Annotated in this window: 17 protein-coding genes; 15 read left to right on the top strand and 2 right to left on the bottom strand. The window is 62.7% G+C overall.

Annotated features, from left to right (window positions below):
• The first annotated feature begins 144 nt into the window (after nt 1-144).
• The 14 genes from O4H31_RS07575 (at nt 145) to ccoS (ending at nt 17127) form a co-directional block, all read left to right on the top strand.
• Nucleotides 145-1137, top strand: coding sequence for an ABC transporter substrate-binding protein (locus O4H31_RS07575; protein ID WP_067629393.1), 993 nt, complete (start codon nt 145-147; stop codon nt 1135-1137).
• Nucleotides 1138-1249: 112 nt separating this feature from the next.
• On the top strand, nt 1250-2053 hold the full coding sequence (locus O4H31_RS07570) for a taurine ABC transporter ATP-binding protein (protein ID WP_067629395.1): 804 nt from the start codon (nt 1250-1252) through the stop codon (nt 2051-2053).
• A complete protein-coding gene (locus O4H31_RS07565; protein ID WP_269345347.1) occupies nt 2053-3318 on the top strand; it encodes an ABC transporter permease in 1266 nt (421 codons plus the stop codon). The genes O4H31_RS07570 and O4H31_RS07565 overlap by 1 nt, the downstream gene beginning before the upstream one ends.
• Before the next feature lie 91 nt (nt 3319-3409).
• Entirely contained in the window at nt 3410-3997 is a 588-nt protein-coding gene (locus O4H31_RS07560) for a helix-turn-helix domain-containing protein (protein ID WP_269344408.1), read from the top strand.
• 88 nt (nt 3998-4085) lie between these two features.
• The gene (locus O4H31_RS07555; RefSeq protein WP_269344406.1) at nt 4086-6548 is read left to right on the top strand and encodes a GcvT family protein; all 2463 of its coding nucleotides are present in this window, start codon (nt 4086-4088) and stop codon (nt 6546-6548) included.
• Nucleotide 6549: 1 nt separating this feature from the next.
• Nucleotides 6550-8997, top strand: coding sequence for a GcvT family protein (locus O4H31_RS07550; protein WP_269344404.1), 2448 nt, complete (start codon nt 6550-6552; stop codon nt 8995-8997).
• A 118-nt stretch (nt 8998-9115) separates the two neighbouring features.
• Nucleotides 9116-10726, top strand: a complete 1611-nt coding sequence (gene ccoN, locus O4H31_RS07545; RefSeq protein WP_269344402.1) for a cytochrome-c oxidase, cbb3-type subunit I — start codon at nt 9116-9118, stop codon at nt 10724-10726.
• A 5-nt stretch (nt 10727-10731) separates the two neighbouring features.
• Nucleotides 10732-11568, top strand: coding sequence for a cytochrome-c oxidase, cbb3-type subunit II (ccoO, locus tag O4H31_RS07540; protein ID WP_269344400.1), 837 nt, complete (start codon nt 10732-10734; stop codon nt 11566-11568).
• A 10-nt stretch (nt 11569-11578) separates the two neighbouring features.
• Nucleotides 11579-11767 (top strand): cbb3-type cytochrome c oxidase subunit 3, encoded by a 189-nt coding sequence (locus O4H31_RS07535; protein WP_269344397.1) that lies wholly within the window; start codon nt 11579-11581, stop codon nt 11765-11767.
• On the top strand, nt 11764-12666 hold the full coding sequence (gene ccoP / locus O4H31_RS07530; protein WP_269344395.1) for a cytochrome-c oxidase, cbb3-type subunit III: 903 nt from the start codon (nt 11764-11766) through the stop codon (nt 12664-12666). Before O4H31_RS07535 ends, ccoP begins: the two co-directional genes overlap by 4 nt.
• Nucleotides 12667-12762: 96 nt before the next feature.
• The gene (ccoG, locus tag O4H31_RS07525; protein WP_269344393.1) at nt 12763-14352 is read left to right on the top strand and encodes a cytochrome c oxidase accessory protein CcoG; all 1590 of its coding nucleotides are present in this window, start codon (nt 12763-12765) and stop codon (nt 14350-14352) included.
• Complete coding sequence (locus tag O4H31_RS07520) at nt 14349-14822, top strand: FixH family protein (RefSeq protein ID WP_269344391.1); 474 nt, start codon at nt 14349-14351, stop codon at nt 14820-14822. Before ccoG ends, O4H31_RS07520 begins: the two co-directional genes overlap by 4 nt.
• Nucleotides 14819-16939, top strand: a complete 2121-nt coding sequence (locus tag O4H31_RS07515; RefSeq protein WP_269344390.1) for a heavy metal translocating P-type ATPase — start codon at nt 14819-14821, stop codon at nt 16937-16939. The genes O4H31_RS07520 and O4H31_RS07515 overlap by 4 nt, the downstream gene beginning before the upstream one ends.
• A complete protein-coding gene (gene ccoS / locus O4H31_RS07510) occupies nt 16936-17127 on the top strand; it encodes a cbb3-type cytochrome oxidase assembly protein CcoS (protein WP_269344389.1) in 192 nt (63 codons plus the stop codon). The genes O4H31_RS07515 and ccoS overlap by 4 nt, the downstream gene beginning before the upstream one ends.
• Before the next feature lie 52 nt (nt 17128-17179).
• On the opposite strand, the gene O4H31_RS07505 is transcribed toward ccoS, so the two are convergent.
• The gene (locus O4H31_RS07505; protein ID WP_269344387.1) at nt 17180-17863 is read right to left on the bottom strand and encodes a helix-turn-helix domain-containing protein; all 684 of its coding nucleotides are present in this window, start codon (nt 17861-17863) and stop codon (nt 17180-17182) included.
• Between the two features lie 156 nt (nt 17864-18019).
• Here O4H31_RS07505 and O4H31_RS07500 point away from each other — a divergent pair, with 156 nt between their 5' ends.
• Nucleotides 18020-18766 carry a response regulator gene (locus O4H31_RS07500; RefSeq protein ID WP_269344385.1) on the top strand — a complete coding sequence of 249 codons (747 nt, stop codon included), beginning with the start codon at nt 18020-18022 and terminating at the stop codon, nt 18764-18766.
• Here O4H31_RS07500 and O4H31_RS07495 read toward each other — a convergent pair.
• The gene (locus tag O4H31_RS07495) at nt 18763-20292 is read right to left on the bottom strand and encodes a PAS domain S-box protein (protein WP_269344383.1); all 1530 of its coding nucleotides are present in this window, start codon (nt 20290-20292) and stop codon (nt 18763-18765) included. The genes O4H31_RS07500 and O4H31_RS07495 overlap by 4 nt on opposite strands.
• Nucleotides 20293-20358 lie beyond the last annotated feature (66 nt).

Below are 20358 nucleotides of genomic sequence, written 5' to 3'. Positions count from 1 at the left end.
CCCGTATCGTGAAAACACGAGGGGTTTTTTCACATTGCCCGGGGCTTGCCCTTCCTGATGTCTGACAGGGGCCGATGGTCGCGAAACATGTGGACGGGACGTTCAGTTATAAGAAGCGACCATAACAGACCTAGGGAGAATATCATGAAGACCGTGAAACTGATGGGCACCGCCGCCAGCCTGCTTGTGATGGGTGTCACCCAATCTGCCGCGCAGGATTTGACCGTGGGGTATTTCCTCGAATGGCCGATGCCGTTCCAATATGCCAAGGCCGAAGGAATGTATGACGAAGCACTCGGCACCAGTGTGAATTGGGTCAGCTTTGATTCCGGCACAGCCATGTCGGCGGCAATGGCGTCGGGCGATGTGCATATGTCGGTAAGCCAAGGCGTGCCGCCCTTCGTAGTGGCGACCTCGGCGGGGCAAGATATTCAGATTCTCGATGTCGCGGTCAGCTATTCCGAGAATGATAACTGCGTGATCCGGGAGGAGTTGGAGATTGACAAATCCTCGGTTGCGGAACTGGCAGGCAAGAAGGTCGCAGTGCCACTCGGCACCGCTGCGCACTACGGTTTTCTTAAACAAATGAGCCACTTCGGCGTCGATGTTGGGTCGCTTGATGTGGTCGATATGGCGCCGCCTGATGGCGCTGCAGCCATCGCGCAGGGCTCGGTCGATATGGCCTGCGGTTGGGGCGGCTCTCTGCGGCGGATGCTGGAGCATGGCAATATCCTTTTGACCGGCGCCGAGAAAGAAGAACTGGGCATTCTCGTTTTCGACGTGACCTCTGGCCCGGCGTCTTGGGTGGCTGAAAATTCCGATACGGTGTCTGCTTTCTTGAAAGTCACGGCAGAAGCGAATGCGATGTGGGCCGATGAGGCCAATCAAGCCAAGATGCTGCCCGTGATCGCCAAGGACGCCGGCATGGACGAAGACGCCACGATGGAAACGATCGCGACCTTCACCTTCCCATCGCTTGAGGATCAGATGGGAGAGAAATGGCTCGGTGGTGGCGCGCAGGAGTTCATGAAAGGCGTCGCCGACGTCTTTGTCGAAGCGGGCGCGATCGACGCGGCACTCGACAGCTATGACGACGCGGTCAACACCGGTCCGTTGCAGGCCGCAGGCGAGATGTAAGCCAAGACGGCTCAATATGGGGCCGTCCCCAGTCTTTGCCCGGATCTTTGTAGCCGAAGAGCCGGGCAGGCGGGGGCGGTCTTACAAAAATAGCAGGGGGCACCGGGGCGGCATGTCGGGACTAAAAATCGAAAATCTGTCGATGCGGTTCGACCTGCCGAATGGCGGTCACGTACAGGCGCTTGAAAACGTATCGCTTGACCTTGCCGAAGGCCAATTGATGTCGGTGCTGGGCCCTTCGGGCTGTGGCAAGACGACGCTTCTGAATATCGTTGCGGGCTTTCTTGCGCCAACCTCGGGCGAGATTGTTTTGAATGGCCACAACGTGACCGGGCCGGATGCAGAGCGGGGCATGGTCTTTCAGCAGGGTGCGTTGTTTGAATGGATGTCGGTGCGCGAAAACGTGAGTTTTGGCCCTCGGATGAAGGGGCAGAGCGAAAAGCAATATGGGGCCGAGGTCGACCACCTGCTCGATATCGTCGGGCTGAGGGACTTCAAGGAAAAGGCGATCTACGAACTTTCCGGCGGGATGCAGCAACGGGTGGCGCTGGCGCGTTGTCTGGCAAATGATCCCGACGTGATCCTGATGGATGAGCCTTTGGGCGCGCTTGATGCCCTGACCCGGGAAAAGATGCAAAGCCTTGTGCTGAAGCTATGGAAAGAGACGGGCAAGACCATCATCCTTATCACCCATTCGGTCGAAGAAGCGCTGTTGTTGGGAGAGCGGCTCTTGGTCATGGCGCCGCGTCCGGGGCGCATTCACCGCGAATACCGTCTGCCCTTTGCCGATCTGGGGGTGGGCCACGATCTGCGCGAAGTTAAGAAGCATCCAGAATTTGCCGAAAGACGCGAAGAGATCCTTGGAATGATCTGGGACATGGAAGAAGAGATTATGGGTCGGACGGAGGACGCATAATAGTTATCTTGCTGATTTATATCGTTATCTTTGCGGTCTCATTCTTTTTGGTGCGTCTTGTCGTCGACCAAACTGCGAATGGATTTGTTGCGCGCAAGACCGTCACCTTTGGCGATGAAAGCGCTGTCACTTCGAACCGCACCGCCAGCGTGATTTCGATCCTGACGATCTTTTTGCTGTGGGGCGCTTTTACCGGCTCGTCGCTGCTGCCCCGGTTTTTACATGCGCCCGGCCCTTTTGAGGGGCTGGCCGAGCTGACCTATACCGCAGAGGCCGAAGACGGCAGCCGCGATGATGCGACGATCACCGTCTTGGTGCATCCCGTGGGCGAAGACGCCGATACGCCGCAGGTCGATCCCGGCGAAGGCTGGGCTAAGAATGACGCTTTCACCATCGGCGCATGGCGGTCGGGGCTTTTGCGCGTCGATAAGAATGACGAGAAGGGCCGCGATGTCGGGCACCGCGTCGTCGCGGTGAACGGCCAGCAGATTGTGCCGGGTGGGGAGGTGCTGACTGACATTGGCCGCGTCGGCATGTCGCCCAAGGGCACGCTCAATTTTGAGCCCGCGAAGGGCTGGCAGATGGAGCCGATTTGGCTGCCGCCGCCAGAGGCCGTGGTCGCCCGGTTGGGTGAGATTTCCAGCCAAGGTTATCGGGACAGCACCCTGTGGGAGCATTTGGGCTATTCACTTTTTCGCGTTGTCGTGGGCTTTGCCCTTGGGGCGCTGGTGGGCATTCCGCTGGGCTATGCCATGGGCCTGTCGGGCTGGTTTCGAGGGTGGTTCGACCCGATTGTCGAATTCATGCGCCCCGTGCCACCGCTCGCGCTGATTCCGCTGGTGATCATCTGGGCGGGCATCGGCGAGGTGGGCAAGATCATCCTGCTGTTCCTTGCGGCCCTATGGATCATGGCCATCGCAGCGCGGTCGGGCGTGTCGGGGGTGAATATCACCAAGGTGCATGCGGCCTATTCGCTGGGCGCGTCCAAGGCGCAGATCATGCGCCATGTGATCGTGCCGAATTCTCTGCCCGAGATCTTTACCGGGGCGCGGGTGGCGATGGGCGTCTGCTGGGGCACGGTGGTGGCCGCAGAATTGGTGGCCGCAGAAAAGGGGGCTGGTATGATGATCATGGTCGCCTCCAAATTCCAGCTGACCGACATCGTTTTGATGGGGATCATCCTGATTGGCGTCATCGGTTTTGGCATCGACATGTTGATGCGTAAGGCCGAGCGGCTGTTGGTGCCTTGGAAGGGGCGGTCTTAACCCCGCCCGCCTCCGTTCATCGCTTTCGAGGAGAAACACTTGCCAGACGCCGAATTCCGCGCCACAGTGAAAAAATGGAGGATATTTTCACATGACCCGAGCGAAGAGGCAGGGGGCCGAGGCCACGGCGCCACGCTCACTAGGGGCCGATTTACGCGCGATCCGCAAGGGGCGCAGGCTAACCCTGACCGATATGGCCGAGGCGTTGGACCGTTCCGTTGGCTGGGTCAGCCAAGTCGAACGCGATATCTCGACGCCCTCCATCTCAGACCTGCGACGCATGGCCGAAATCTTGGACGTGCCGATCTCGTTACTCTTTGGCGAAGCGACAGTGACCCCCGAAGAACGCGGCTATGTTGTGCGCGCCGGGGCACGGCGGGCCATGGGAAGTGCGGCCAATGGGTTGACGGAAGAGTTGCTTTCCCCCGATCTGACCGACAGTTTCGAGGTCATCCATTCGACCTTTGCAGCCTATTCGGGGCTGGAGGCGCCCGTCATGCGCGAAACGCAGGAGGTGGGCTTTGTCATTTCGGGCCGGTTGAACCTGAAGATTGCAGAGCGCAGCTTTACCGTCTGCCCCGGCGACAGCTTTCGCATTCGGGGCGAATATTACACTTGGGACAACCCCTACGACACGCCCGCTGTGCTGGTCTGGGTGATCTCTCCGCCGGTTTACTGAACCGGGTTTTCATCAATTCAAATGGTTTCAAACTGACCGGGGGCGCCTTTGGTCAGCCTTTGGCAGTGCTTGGCAAAGGGAGCTGAACGTGGCTGATTTTCCGACAACGGCGCGGGTCGTGATCATCGGGGGCGGCGTGGTTGGGGTCTCGACCCTCTACCACCTTGCCCGCGCGGGTTGGACCGATTGCGTCCTGCTTGAAAAGAACGAACTCACCGCTGGCTCCACTTGGCATGCGGCGGGCAACTGCCCCAATTTCTCGAATTCATGGGCGGTGATGAACATGCAGCGCTACGGGCTAGAGATGTACCGCAGCTTGGGCGAGGCGGTGGGCTATCCGATCAACTACCACGTGACCGGGGCGCTGCGTTTGGCCCATAGCCGTGAACGGATGCAGGAGTTTGAACATGTCGCCTCCATGGCCCGCGCGCAGGGGCTGGGGATGGAGATGTGCACCCCCGCCGAGCTGAAAGAGCATAACCCGTTCATAGAGCTACATGACCTCGCGGGCGGGTTGTGGGACCCCTTGGATGGGGACATTGACCCGGCACAACTGACCCAAGCTCTTGCCAAAGGCGCGCGGGAGGCCGGGGGGCAAATTCACCGCTTCACCCCCGCCACCGGCATAGATCGCGATGGGGACGAATGGATCGTCCATACTGAAAAGGGCGATATCCGCTGCGAGAAGGTGGTCAACGCTGCCGGCTATTACGCGCATCGGGTCGGCGAATGGTTCCGCCCCCATGGCGGCCGCCGGGTGCCTGCCGTGGTGATGAGCCATCAGTATTTCCTGACGGAAGAAATTCCTGAGCTTGCTGCATGGACCGCCGAAAAGGGCCACAAAATGCCGATGGTCCGCGATGTGGACAGTTCCTATTACCTGCGGCAAGACAAGAACGGTCTGAACCTCGGCCCCTATGAGCGCAACTGCAAAGCCCATTGGATCACCCCCGACGATCCGATGCCCGAGGATTTCAGTTTTCAGCTTTACCCCGACGATCTGGACCGGCTGGAATGGTATATCGAAGACGCCATGGCGCGGATGCCGCTTTTGGGCCAAAGCGGTGTGGGGCGGGTCATCAATGGGCCGATCCCCTATGCGCCCGATGGCTTGCCGATGCTCGGCCCGATGGCCGGCGTGCCGAATGCCTTTGAGGCGCATAGCTTTACCTTCGGCATCGCGCAGGGCGGCGGCGCGGGTAAGGTCATGGCCGAATGGATCATGGCGGGTGAGACGGAGTGGGACATGTGGGATGTCGACCCGCGCCGCTTTACCGCCCATGCCGATCACGATTTCACCCTCGCCAAGGCGCTGGAGACCTATGGCCATGAATATGCGATGCATTTTCCGCATCACGCATGGCCCGCCGGGCGCGACAAGAAGCTGTCGCCGCTGCACGACCGGCTGCGTGATGCGGGCGGTCAAATGGGGGCTTACAACGGGTGGGAGCGGGCGAATTGGTTCGCCAAACCGGGTGATGACACCTCGGAGCCCGCGACCCAGACATGGGACCGGGAGGGCCCCTGGGCCGTCCGGGTTCGAGAGGAGGTCGCGGCGGTGCGTGACCATGTGGGCGTGCTCGATCTGCCGGGGTTCTCGCGTTTCGCGGTTACGGGGCCGGGGGCGGCGGAATGGCTGCTGGGGCGAATTGCAGGCGCGCTGCCCAAAGTGGGGCGGATGACTTTGGCCTATTTCCCCGACACCCGGGGCCGGGTGCTGACCGAAATGTCGATCCTGCGCCATGCAGAGGATGACTTCACCCTGATCACCGCCGCCCCCGCGCAATGGCATGACTTTGAACTGCTGCGCGATGCGTTGCCCAAAGGGGGGGCGATCAGCCTGACGGATCAGACGGATCAAGTCTCGACCCTGATCCTCTGTGGCCCGAAATCCCGTGCGCTTTTGGCACCACTGGCCCCCGATGCCGATCTGGCGCTGCCGTGGCTCAGCCATCAAGAGGCATCGGTGCAGGGCAAGCCTGCGCTGTTCGCCCGGGTCTGTTTCGCGGGCGAATTGGGCTGGGAAATCCACGCGGCGCCCTCGGATATGCCCGCGATCTATGATGCGATCATCGCGGCGGGGGCCGTGCCTTTCGGGATGTTCGCGCTCAATTCCATGCGGCTTGAAAAAGGCTACCGCATTTGGAAAGGCGACCTGTCGCAGGAATACACCTTGCTGGAGGCCGGGTTGGACCGGTTCATCCGATTGGAAAAACCGCAGGCGTTTCCGGGCAAAGCGGCGCTGGTTGCCGAGCGGGCGGCAGGGCCGCAGCGGCGCTTCGTCACGTTGATCGTTGAGGGCAATCCACAAGACGCGCCAGCGATGGCCACACTGCGCCTGAAGGGCCGGGTTGTGGGTGAAGTGACCAGCGGCGGCTACGGCTACCGCGTCGATGCCTCCATCGCCTTTGGGGTGGTTGAGGCCGAGGCTGCCGTGCCGGGAACCGACCTCACGGTGGAAATCTTTGGCCAGAGCTACCGCGCCACGGTGCAGCCTGACGCGCCGCTTTGGGACAGTGAAAACACCCGCATCCGCGCGCAGGAGGTCTGAGATGGTACAACTGCCTTCCAAAGCCCGCGCAGTCATCATCGGCGGTGGCGTGATCGGCTGTTCGGTCGCCTATCATCTGACGAAGCTCGGCTGGACCGACGTGGTCTTGCTAGAGCGCAAACAGCTGACCTCTGGCACCACATGGCACGCGGCAGGGCTGATCGCGCAGCTTCGTGCGACACAGAACATGACGCGGCTGGCGAAATATTCCCAAGAACTCTACGGCGCCCTGGAGGCGGAAACCGGGGTCGCCACGGGGTTCAAACGCGTGGGGTCGATCACTGCCGCGCTGACACCTGCGCGGCGCGAGGAAATTCTGCGTCAGGCCGCCATGGCCCGCGCCTTTGGCATCGAGGTCGAGGAAATCACCCCCGCAGAGGTCCGCGCGAAATACCCCCACTTAGAGACCGAAGGCATGACCGGCGCGGTCTATCTGCCGAAAGACGGGCAGGGTGATCCGGCCAATATCGCGCTGGCCTTGGCCAAGGGCGCGCGGGCGCGTGGCGTGATCGTGGCGGAGCGGGTCAAGGCCACCGGAGTGGTGCGCGCGGGGCGTAGGATCACGGCAGTGGATTGGGCTGGGGAGGATGGCAGCGCGGGACAGATCGAGGCCGAGCATGTCATCAATTGCGCGGGCATGTGGGGGCGGGACGTGGGCCGGATGCTGGGCAGCAACGTGCCGCTGCAGGCTTGTGAGCATTTCTATATCGTTACCGAAGCCATCCCCTCCTTGCGTGAATTGCCGGTGCTGCGTGTCCCCGACGAATACGCCTATTACAAAGAGGATGCGGGGAAGATCCTGCTTGGTGCGTTTGAGCCTGTCGCGAAACCATGGGCACTGCAGGGCATCCCCGAGAGTTTCGAGTTTGACCAACTGCCCGAGGATTTCGACCATTTCGAGCCGATCCTCGAGATGGCGGTCAAACGGCTGCCGTTGCTGGCGGAGGCGGGGATTCATACCTTCTTCAATGGTCCCGAAAGCTTCACCCCCGATGATGCCTATCACCTCGGTCAGGCCCCCGAGATGGATAATGTCTGGGTCGCCGCCGGGTTCAACTCTATCGGGATTCAATCGGCGGGCGGCGCGGGCATGGCGCTGGCGCAATGGATGGAGGACGGGCAGAAACCCTTCGATCTGGGTGACGTGGACATCGCGCGGATGCAGCCGTTTCAGGGCAACAAGACCTATCTGGCGGAACGGTCGACCGAAACGCTGGGGCTGCTCTATGCCGATCACTTCCCCTACCGCCAAAAGGCCACAGCGCGGGGCATCCGGCGCAGCCCACTCCATGCGCATCTGCTGGAACATGGTGCGGTCATGGGCGAATTCGCAGGCTGGGAGCGGGCCAATTGGTTCGCCGATCCCGGCCAGACACGCGAATATCGCTATGCTTGGGGCGGGCAGAACTGGTTCAAAAATCAAGCCGCCGAACACGCCGCCATCCGCACGGGCGTCGGGCTCTATGATATGTCGTCCTTCGGCAAAATCCGGGTCGAGGGGCCAGAGGCCGAGGCTTTCATGAACCATCTCTGCGGTGCGCAGATGGCGGTGCCGGTGGGCAAGATCGTCTATACACAATTCCTTAATCCCCGGGGCGGGATCGAGGCGGATGTCACCGTGACGCGGCTCAGCGAAACGGCCTATCTCGTCGTCACCCCAGCCGCGACACGGCTGGCGGATGAGACATGGCTGCGCCGCCATGCGGGCGAGCGCCTTGTTGTGATCACGGATGTGACGGCGGGCGAAGCGGTGCTCGCCATCATGGGGCCAAAGGCGCGAGAGGTGTTGCAGGCGATCTCGCCCAATGTCTTCTCTAATGAAACACACCCCTTCGGCATGGCACGGGAGATCGAGATCGGCATGGGCCTCGCCCGGGCGCACCGCGTGTCATACGTGGGCGAACTGGGTTGGGAGCTTTACGTCAGCACTGAAATGGCGGCCCATGTCTTTGAGGCGCTGATCGAGGCAGGCGCGGCCTATGGGCTAAAACTCTGCGGGCTGCACGCGATGGACAGTTGCCGGATCGAAAAGGGCTTTCGCCACTTCGGCCATGACATCACCTGCGAGGACCATGTGCTGGAGGCGGGCTTGGGCTTTGCGGTGAAGACCGACAAGCCCGATTTCATTGGCCGCGACGCGGTGTTGCGCAAGAAGGAGGCGGGTCTGAGCCTGCGGATGGTGCAATTCCGTCTGACGGACCCGGAGCCGCTGCTGTATCACGCCGAGCCGATCCTGCGGGACGGACAACTCGCGGGCTATCTCAGTTCGGGCAATTACGGGCATCACTTGGGCGGCGCGGTCGGGCTGGGCTATGTGCCCTGCGACGGGGAAAGCGTCGCCGATCTGCTGGGCTCGACCTATGAGATCGACGTCGCGGGCTGTCGGATCAAGGCCGAGGCTAGTTTGAAACCGATGTATGACCCCAGCGGGGCGCGCTCGAAAAGCTAGGCCGTAGCCTTACGAAAAACGCGCCCTTCGCAGGCCTATGCCGCCATCTTTGACATAGATCAAAGCGGTGGTCTCAGCCGCATGCGATCCGTCTCCCAAAGATGAAGGGATTCGGAATATGTTCGATACGCTCAAGTTGATCGCGCTTGCGCTTATAGTGTTTTTTGCAGCACTCGGGGCGGATTGGGCGCGCGATCCGGCTTATATGGTCCATGCCCTGCTGATCATGCTCGTGGCGGCGGGGTTGTTCTTTTGGCAGTTGCGCCAAATGCCTGTTGAGGATGCACGGCCAGCCGCGTCCATGGCGCCACAGGGCTATATGGATGGCCCGATCCGCTATGGCGTCATCGCCACCGCCTTTTGGGGCGTGGTGGGGTTTCTGGTCGGTACCTTCATCGCCTTCCAACTTGCCTTTCCGGCGCTCAATATTGAATGGGCGCAGCCCTATGCGAACTTTGGCCGGCTTCGCCCGCTGCACACCAGCGCGGTGATTTTCGCCTTTGGGGGCAATGCCTTGATCGCCACGTCGTTCTACATCGTGCAGCGCACCTCTTCGGCGCGGCTCTGGGGTGGGAATGCGGCGTGGTTCGTCTTTTGGGGCTATCAGCTTTTCATCGTTCTGGCGGCGACAGGCTATCTGCTAGGGGCCACCCAATCCAAAGAATATGCCGAGCCGGAGTGGTACGTCGACATCTGGCTCACCATCGTCTGGCTGACCTACCTCGCCGTATTCTTCGGCACGATCCTGAAGCGGCGCGAGCGCCATATCTATGTTGCCAATTGGTTCTTTCTGGCCTTCATCATCACCGTGGCGATGCTGCATGTGGTCAACAACCTCGCCATCCCGGTGTCGATCTGGGGCTCGAAATCGGTGCAGGTCTTTGCGGGCGTGCAGGATGCGATGACGCAGTGGTGGTACGGGCATAACGCCGTGGGTTTCTTCCTGACAGCCGGGTTTCTGGGCATGATGTATTACTTCGTGCCGAAACAGGCGGGCCGCCCGGTCTATAGCTACAAGCTGTCGATCATCCATTTCTGGGCGCTGATCTTTCTTTATATCTGGGCCGGGCCGCACCACCTGCATTACACCGCCTTGCCCGATTGGGCGGCGACACTGGGGATGGTGTTTTCGATCATCCTGTGGATGCCCAGTTGGGGCGGGATGATCAACGGGCTGATGACGCTTGAAGGCGCGTGGGACAAGATCCGCACCGATCCGATCATCCGCATGTTCGTGGCCTCGCTCGCCTTTTACGGCATGTCGACCTTTGAAGGGCCGATGATGTCGATCCGGGCGGTGAACAGCCTCAGCCACTACACCGACTGGACCATCGGCCATGTGCATTCCGGCGCGCTTGGATGGAACGGGCTGATCACCTTTGGCGCGCTTTACTTCCTGACGCCACGGCTCTGGGGCCGGGCGCAGATGCACTCCATGGCGGCGATCAACCTGCACTTCTGGCTCGCGACCCTCGGGATCGTGCTCTACGCCGCGTCGATGTGGGTCTCGGGCATCATGGAGGGGCTGATGTGGCGTGAGGTCGATGCCAATGGATTCCTCGTCAACAGCTTTGCCGACACCGTCGAAGCGAAATTCCTGATGTATGTGGTCCGTGGTCTGGGCGGGGTTCTCTACCTCGCGGGCGGTGCGGTGATGGTCTGGAACATGTGGATGACCATCCGCGCCCCGCAAGCCCGCCCCGTCACCGTCGCCCTGCCAGCGGAGTAAGATCAATGGCCAAGAACCCTCACAGCCCCAATTATGACCCCGCTGACGACCCGAAGGTCGTGACCGCCAGCGAAGGCTTGAAGACAGGCAAAATCCCCAATGAGCTGCCGCCCGAGACGCAGACAATCACCTTTCACCAGCGGTTCGAGCGCAATGCGACCCTGCTGCTGATTGCCTCACTCGGGGTGGTCAGCATCGGCGGGATCGTCGAAATCGCGCCGCTCTTTTGGCTGGAGAACACCATCGAAGAGGTCGAGGGCATGCGCCCCTATTCGCCGCTGGAACTGGCGGGGCGGGAAATTTACGTCCGCGAGGGCTGCTATACCTGCCACAGCCAGATGATCCGCCCGATGCGCGACGAGACCGAACGCTATGGCCACTACAGCCTTGCCGCGGAATCGATGTACGACCACCCGTTCCAATGGGGCTCTAAACGCACCGGGCCGGATCTGGCGCGGGTCGGTGGGCGCTATTCGGATGAGTGGCATGTGGATCATCTGATGGACCCGCAGTCGGTCGTGCCGGAAAGCGTGATGCCGAAATACGCTTTCCTGATGGACGCCAAGCTTGAGCCTGAGGATGTGACCGATCTGGTGGCGACCCACCGCACGGTCGGCGTGCCCTATAGCGATGAGATGATCGCGAATGTCCGTGGCGACTTTTGGGTGCAGGTCGATCCCATGGGCGACTACGACGCGCTACTCGAACGCTACCCCGGCGCGCAGGTGCGCAGCTTCGACGGCCAGCCCGGCATCAGCGAAATGGATGCCCTGATCGCCTATCTGCAAATGCTCGGAACGCTGGTCGATTTCTCGACCTTCGTGCCCGACGCCAACCGCTGAGGAGCCTGCCATGGACACCTATTCTTTCCTGCGCGAACTGGCAGACAGCTGGGCGCTTCTGATCCTGACGCTGATCTTTCTCGGCGTCATTGCTTGGGCCTTTCGCCCCGGCGCGCGCGCCCTGCACGACGATGCCGCCGCCGTCCCGTTTCGCAACGACGACCCCGATCAAGCCCGCCATGACGGAGCCCAGCCATGACCGACAATCGCAAGATCGACCCCGAAACCGGGACCGAGACCACAGGCCACAGTTGGGACGGGATCGAAGAGCTGAACACGCCGCTGCCGCGTTGGTGGCTCTGGACCTTCTACGCGACCGTCGTCTGGGGCGTGATCTATACCATCCTTTATCCCGCGTGGCCGATGGTCTCGGGTGCTACGGCGGGGCTTTTGGGCTATTCCACCCGCGGTGAGGTCGCCGCCGAGATCGCCCGCGTGGACCTGTCGAACGCCGATCTGACCGAAAGCCTCGTCAACGTCGATCTGGCGGTGCTGAAGGACAACGAAGAGCTGCACCGTTTCGCGACACAGGCCGGGCGCTCGGTCTTTGCGGCCAATTGCTCGCAATGCCACGGCGCGGGGGCGGGGGGTGTGGTGGCTTCGGGCTATCCCAACCTTTTAGACGACGATTGGCTCTGGGGCGGCACGATGGAGGAGATCGCCTATACCGTGCGCCACGGTATCCGTAACGAAGATGACCCCGACGCGCGTTTCTCGGAGATGCCGCCCTTCGATTGGATGGAGGAGGCCGACCTCGACGCCACCGTGCATTTCGTCCGCAGCCTTTCAAGGCTTGAGCATGACGCGGGTGCGGCGCAGGCGGGGGCGCAGGTCTATGCCGACAACTGTAGCGCCTGCCATGGGGAGCGTGGCCTTGGCGACCGTGAGATGGGCGCGCCGAACCTTGCCGATGCGATCTGGCTACGCGGCGGCAGCCATGACGCGATCCTGCGCCAACTCAAAGCGCCGCGTATGGGGGTGATGCCCCCATGGCAAGCCCGTCTGGGCGAGGCTGAGGTGCGCGCCGTGACCGCCTATGTCCATGGTCTGGGCGGCGGTGAGGCCGCGGTCGATGCGGAGGGTGCCGCCGCCGACTAAACCGGTACGACAAATAATCTGCGGATTGATGCAGATCAAAGCGGTCTGCGCCCCAGGGGTGTAGGCCGCAAGACGTAACCCCGGAGCCCACTGCCCATGTCCATCGCCGCCCCCCCGCTTTTCGCCGCGCGCGAGCCGATCTTTCCCCGCCGGGTCAGCGGGTTCTTTCGCCGGTTGAAATGGGTGATCCTGATCCTCACGCTGGGGGTCTATTACATCACCCCGTGGATCCGCTGGGACCGGGGGCCAAACCTGCCGGATCAAGCGGTTCTGGTCGATCTCGCCAACCGGCGTTTCCATTTCTTCTGGATCGAGATTTGGCCGCATGAGTTCTACTTCGTCGCCGGACTGCTGATCATGGCGGGGCTGGGGCTGTTCCTGTTTACTTCCGCTTTGGGCCGGGTCTGGTGCGGCTATGCTTGCCCGCAAACCGTCTGGTCCGATCTCTTCATGACCGTGGAGCGCTGGATTGAGGGCGACTGCAACGCGCGTATTCGTCTGCACAATGCGCCGTGGAGCTGGCGCAAGGCGCGGCTGCGGGGGGCGAAATGGGTGGTCTGGCTGCTGATCGCGGTGGCGACGGGCGGCGCTTGGGTCTTTTACTTTGCCGATGCGCCCAGTTTGGCGCGCGACCTCGTAACCCTGCAAGCCGCCCCCGTGGCCTATGCCACCATCGCCGTGCTGACGGCCGCGACCTTCATTTTTGGCGGCTTCATGCGCGAACAGGTCTGTATCTACATGTGCCCATGGCCCCGCATCCAAGGCGCGATGATGGACCCCGGCACGCTGACCGTAGGTTATCGCAAGTGGCGGGGGGAGCCGCGCGGCAAAGGTGGTGTGAAACGCCAGCAAGCCGCCGCCGAGGCGATTGGCAGCGGCGATGCGGTGGCGCGTTACGGGGCGGCGCTGGACAAAAACACCGCGGGCGACCGCCAATCGCGGGACGGAGCGGTCTTAGGCGATTGCATCGATTGCAACGCCTGCGTGGCGGTCTGCCCGATGGGGATCGACATCCGCGAAGGCCAGCAGATGGAATGTATCACCTGCGCGCTTTGCATCGACGCCTGCGATGATGTGATGGCCAAGATCGGCCGCCCGCGCGGGCTGATCGACTATCTCGCGCTGGATGATGAGCCGCCTACCGCGCCCAAGGCAAGCGCCGCCGTGGCGGGCCTTGCCGAAGCCCCGGCGGGGGATGTCGCCGGGGCCAACCAGCCGTCCTGGCAACCCAAGCCGCTTTGGCAGCATGTCTTCCGCCTTCGGACGCTCATCTACACCGCCGCTTGGGCGGCCATCGGTGTGGCGCTAGTCGTGGCGCTCTTCATCCGGCCCGAGATCGACATGACCGTCGCGCCGGTGCGCAACCCGACCTTCGTCACCCTATCGGACGGATCGATCCGCAACGCCTATGACATTCGTCTGCGCAACAAACATGGGGAGGCGCGGGACTTCCGGCTGTCTCTCGCAGGGGTCCTTGGCTTGGACCTGAGCGTCGAAGGGGCGCTTGATCCGGTGGTTGCTGTGCCCGCCGACACCACCCGCCTGCAACGGGTCTATGTGATCGCGCCGCCGCAAAGTGATGCCGCCGCCGCGCCGCGCAGCGATCTGCGGTTCTGGGTCGAAGATGTCCGCTCGGGCGAGCGGGCCTTCGGCGATACGGTTTTTTATGGAAAGGACACCCAATGACCGCAGCAGAGTTGCAAAGGCAACGCCCCCTCACAGGCTGGCATGTGCTGGCGATCTTCGTGGGCGGCTTTTCGATCATCATCGCGGTGAACCTCGCGCTTGCGTTCAACGCGGTGCGCACCTTTCCGGGCAAGGAAACCGAGTCGAGCTACATCGCCTCGCAGAATTTTGACACCGACCGCGCGGCGCAGGAGGCGCTCGGTTGGGCCGTGCAGACTGAGTTGACGGGGGCGGCTCTTCACTTGGCGGTGCAGGATGCCGAAGGCGTAGTCCGACCTGAAATCCTCGCGGCGACACTGGGGCGCGCGACTACTGTTGCGGATGACATAACGCCTGATTTCGCTTGGGATGGCCGCGCGTGGACCGCGCCGGTCACCGCAGGCGCTGGCAACTGGAACCTACGGATCGAGATGCGCGCCGCCGATGGCACGCTCTTTCGCCGCCGCATTTCATTGCGGGTGACCCCATGACCGTTGCCGCCTGTCCGGGCTGTGTCGCAGCCGCCCCCTCGGCCGAGGCCGCAGCGCAGCGGCTTGCGGAGGACAACGAGGCGCTTCACCTCGCCTTGCCACAGATCCGCTGCGCGGCCTGCATTGCGGGGGTCGAGGGGGTCTTGGCCAAACTGCCCTCAATCAAAACTGCGCGGGTGAACCTTGGGGCCAAGCGGGTGCGGATCGTCCTGATGCCCGGATATGACGCCAGTGCGGCGCTTCAGGCGCTGAAGGATGCGGGCTTTGAGGCGCATGAGTTGGATGCGACCGCCCTGCGCCCGACGGGGGATGACACCGGCCGCCGCCTGCTGGCCCGTGCCTCCGTCGCGGGCTTTGCCATGATGAACGTGATGGCGGTTTCCGTCGCGGTCTGGTCCGGGGCGGGCGATATCACGCGCGAGATGTTTCACTGGGTTTCCGCGGCCATCGCGCTGCCTGCTCTGGCCTTCTCCGCGGTGCCGTTCTTTGCCTCGGCAGGGGTCGCCCTAAGGGCCGGGCGGATGAACATGGACGTGCCAATTGCGCTGGCGATCCTGCTGGCGGCGGCGACTTCACTTTATGAGACTTTCGCCGCCACCGGGGCGCATACATGGTTCGACGCGGCGCTGTCGCTGACCTTTTTCCTGCTGGTGGGTCGCTATCTTGAGCACCGCGCAAGGGCGACGGCGCGCTCTGCCGCGGCGGAATTGACGGCGCTGGAACTACCGCGCGCCACCCGTCTGACCGCTAAGGGCCGTGAGGCGGTAAAAGTGAGCGCCTTGATGCCCGACGACCGCATCGCCCTTGCAGCCGGGGCCCGCGCCCCGGTGGATGGGATCGCCCTAGGGGCCGCGATGCTGGACCGCTCCGCCCTGACCGGAGAGGCCGACCCCGTTGCCGTGGCGGCGGGCGGGGCGGTCTGTGCGGGCGAGGTGATCCTCGGCGCGCCGCTGAACCTGCGCGTCACCCGCCGCGCCGAGGACAGCACCCTGCGCCGCCTCGCGGCCCTCGTCGAAGTGGCCGAGACGGGCAAGCACCGCTACAGCGGGATCGCGGACCGGGCGGCACGGCTTTACGCGCCGGTGGTGCATGGATTGGCGGCGCTGGCCTTTGCCGTTTGGTGGGGGCTGACGGGGGACCTCTATCAGGCGATCGCGGTGGCCACGGCGACGCTGATCATCACCTGCCCCTGCGCCTTAGCACTGGCCATTCCAGCGGTAACGGCGGCGATGACGGGGCGCTTGTTTCGCGCGGGCGTGCTGCTAAAATCTCCCACGGCGCTGGAGCGTTTGGCCGAGATCGACACGGTTCTGTTCGACAAGACCGGCACCCTGACCGAAGGCGTGGCGCGTCTGCCCACGCTTGAGGCGCGCGCGGCTTCGGTGGCACTTTCCCTCGCGCAGGCGTCGGACCATCCGGCGTCACGCGCCTTGGCGGCGGCGCTGCAAGGGCAGATGCCCGCCGAGTTGCGCGAAGTGCGAGAGGTGTCGGGGCAGGGGATCAACGGCCTGTGGAACGGCGCGCCGGTGTCCCTGCGCCGGGGACAGGACGGGCCAGAACTGCAACTGCCAGACCGTTGCATCCCCCTGCCGCTGATTGAGACACCCCGCGCCGGTGCCGCAGAAGTGGTCAGCGCGCTGCAAGAGCGGGGGCTGGAGGTTGCCATGGTCACCGGCGATACCGCGCAGCGGGCGGCTATCTTGGCCCGTACATTGGGCATTGCCACAGTCTATGCCGCCGTCCGGCCTGAGGATAAGGCCGATCTGGTCCGCGATATGGCTGCGCAGGGCAGGCGGGTGCTGATGGTGGGCGATGGGCTGAATGACACGGCGGCTCTTGCGGGGGCCCATGCGTCCCTTGCCCCGGCCACGGCGCTGGATGCGGCGCGGGTCGCCTCGGACGGGGTGATGCTGGGCGGTGATCTTTCTGCGGTGGACGATACGTTGCGTCTGGCGCGGCGGGCGCGCAGCCGCATTCGGCAAAACTTGGCCTTGGCCGCGACCTATAACGCGGTCGCGATCCCGGTGGCGGTCATGGGCTTCGCCACCCCGCTGATGGCGGCGGCGGTGATGTCTTCTTCCTCTATCCTCGTGGTTTTGAATGCGGTGCGCCGATGAATATCCTGATCGTTTTGATCCCCGTCTCCATCTGCCTTGGCGCGGCCGGTCTTGCGGCCTGTCTTTGGACGCTGCGCAATGGGCAATACGATGATCTGGAAGGCGACGCCGCGCGGATTTTGCTGGAGAATGGGGAGGTGCCCAATGGTGAGAACCGACAGAACCCTATGCCGGACAAAACGGCCTGAAGCGCGAAGCGCGGGCCGAAACCCGCGCTTTTGGTTCTGTGAAAGAGTGCTTTCAGTCAGCGGCCTGCGAGGCCGAGATCAGCGCCTCCATATCCTTGATCAAAACCGCCTGAGAGGTTTCAAGCGCGATGATATCCTGCTTGCGCAGGCGGGTCAGGGTGCGGCTGACGGTTTCGATCGTCAGGCCCAGAAAATCGGCGATGTCGCCGCGTGTCATGGGCAGGGCGCAGGTTGTGTCATCGCCGGCCGGCCGCCCGTTGCGTTCCGCCAGCGTGATCAGAAAGGACGCGAGTTTTTCCATCGCGGATTTGCGGGCCAGCATCATGAAATGATCCTGCATTGCCGAAATCTCACGCAGGGCGGCGTTCAGCAGCCGCTTATGCGTGTCGTTGTCTCCGCCGAAATCGTCGAGCGAGTGGCGGGGGTGGGCGATCACCTCCGCCGCCTCGATCGCTTCGCAATCGCTGTGATGCAGCGCGCCGTTGGGAAAGCCGATGATGTCGCCCGGCAGGCCGAAGGCGATGACCTGCCGCCGCCCGTTGCCCAGCACGCGGGTCAGACGAAAGACACCCGAGGTGATCTCATAGATATGATGGGCGATATCGCCTTCGCGAAATAGATGGCTGCCAACCGCCTGCCGCTTGCGGGGTGTCAGCGCGGCGGGGGCACGGGGGCAAAGCTGTATCTCAGGCACTTTGACAGCGGGGGTGAACTCATTTGATAGCGTCACGTACATGCGATCGTCCTTTCTGGGGCGCGGTCACATTCTCAGGCGCATGTCGCAGCAAGACCTGCGGTGTTGTATCCGTTTGTAACGCTTTGTCGCAGGGGGTGGTGCTGCGGGTGGTGCTCGCTTGGGTTGCGGACTATACAAACGCAGCTTTTGTGGGTGATGGCCGTGACCGCGAAAAAGATCCTTGTTGTTGATGACGATGCCAAGATCCGAACGCTTCTGAGGCGCTGCCTTGAAAGCGATGGCTACTTGGTGACCGAGGCGCATGACGCGCAAAGCGTGCGGGCGGCCTTTGCGGCGGAAGCCTTTGATCTGGTGACCCTGGATCTCAACCTCGGCGCCGAAGACGGGCTGGACATCGCGCGCGAGCTGCAGCGCGACCATGACGTGCCGATCTTCATGGTGACGGGCAAAGACGATGTGATTGACCGGGTCGTCGGGCTGGAACTGGGCGCGGATGACTATCTGACCAAGCCCTTCCATGTGCGAGAGGTTTTGGCCCGCGTGAAATCCGTCCTGCGGCGCAGTGGCAAACGCGAGGCGGGCGCGCCTACGCCGCAAAGCGCCGACCCGTGGCTCGTGCTCGACGGGTTGAAGATCAACCTCGATCGGATGCTGCTGCTGGGACGGGACGGGCAAGAGAGCGATCTGACCACGGCTGATTTCAAACTTTTCGCCGCCTTTTTGACCCATGCGAAGAAACCGCTGTCGCGCGACCGGCTGATGGACCTGATCGATGGGCAGAACTGGGCGCCTTTAGACCGGACAATCGACAACCAAGTGGCGCGGCTTCGCAAAAAGGTCGAGCGTGATCCGGCCCGCCCGCAGTTGATCAAGACGGTGCGCGGGGTCGGCTATGTGCTGACCGAAAGCCCCGAAGAGAGCCCTGGCGAGAGCGCGGATTAATCCCGCAGCAAGCTACGAAACGTCTCGGCCAAATCCGCCTGTCTGTAGGGTTTGCGCAGAATGGCGAAGGCATGGGTCTCCTCCTCTCCGCGCAGGACGTTTTCGGAAAAGCCTGAGGTGATCAATATCCGCAGGTCGGGCATGTCTTGCGCGACCCGTTTGGCCAAGGCATGGCCCGAAAGATCGCCGGGCATCACCAGATCGGTAAAGACCACATCGATGTCCTTGCGCCGTTGCAGGATGTCCCACGCGGCATCGCCGGTCGTGGCCGTAATGCAGTCAAACCCCAGCGTTCTCAGCCGGGTTTCGGACAGACGCAGCACCATCGGGTCATCCTCCACCAACAGCACGCGCAGGCCGCTGCCGATGGCGGCGTGCCGCTCGGGGTCCTCACCCAAAACGGGGCGCGTCCGTGCGCTGTCTTTAAGCGCCGGAAAATAGAGGCTGATCGTCGTGCCCTTGCCCAATTCGCTGTAAATCGCGATATGCCCGCCGGATTGCTTGATGAAACCGTAGACCATCGACAGGCCCAGCCCCGTGCCTTGGCCGACCGGTTTGGTCGAAAAGAACGGCTCCATCGCGCGGGTGCGGGTTTCGGGGGACATGCCCGCGCCCGTGTCGGCGATCGACAGGCGGATGTAGTTGCCCATGTCGATGCCGATCTCTTGTGCGACATAGGTGTCATCAAGCTGCATGTTGCGGGTTTCCAACGTGATCTTACCGCCCGAGGGCATGGCGTCTTGGGCATTGAGGGCGATGTTCAAGACGGCGGTCTGGAGTTGGGTGGCGTCCACCTTGGCCTGCCACAGATCCTCGGCAAAGGCCGTTTCCACCGCGATATGCGCGCCGATGGTGCGGTTCAACATCGCCACGGCTTTCGAGACTTCGGCATTGAGGTCGATCACCGCGGCGTTCAGCGTACTCTTGCGGGCAAAGACCATCAGTCGCGAGGTCAGGTCCGCGCCAATCTCGGCCGCTTCCAGCGCGTCGGAAATCAGCGCGCCGCTTTGGGCGGAGGTTTCCGACATTTCCAGCAGTTCCAGATTGCCAATCACCACCGTCAGCAGGTTGTTGAAATCATGCGCGATGCCGCCGGTCATCTGGCCGATGGCGTCCATTCGTTGCGAGCGTGCGGTGGCCTCTTCGGCGGCTTTTCGGCGCGACAGATCGTGCATGATGCCGACAAAAGCGACCTCGCCAGAGATATCTGCGCGGCCCACGGAAAGATGCAGCGGGAAGACAGTGCCATCGGCGCGCAGCCCTTCCACGTCGCGGCCCACGCCGATGATGTGTTTCTCTCCGGTATCGAGGTGGTGGCGCAGAAAGCCGTCATGTTGAACGGCCATGTCCCCCGGCATCAACATGCGCACGTTTTGCCCCACCAGAGCCTCGACCGGATGGCCGAAAAGCGTGGCCGCCGCCTTGTTCACCCGCAGGATATTGCCTGCGTGATCGGCCACCACCATGGCGTCGACGGCGGCATCCAGAAGGGCCAGCAGAACGGGGCTTTCGTTGTTGATCTTCATGCGAGGTGTCCGTCTGTAGGGGCTGCGGGGCAGGGCATCCGATAGCGTGAGAGTGGGCGGGGGCGC

The organism is Sulfitobacter dubius, assembly GCF_027214245.1.
GTDB lineage: Bacteria > Pseudomonadota > Alphaproteobacteria > Rhodobacterales > Rhodobacteraceae > Sulfitobacter > Sulfitobacter dubius_A.
This window is presented reverse-complemented; position numbering and strand designations above follow the sequence as displayed.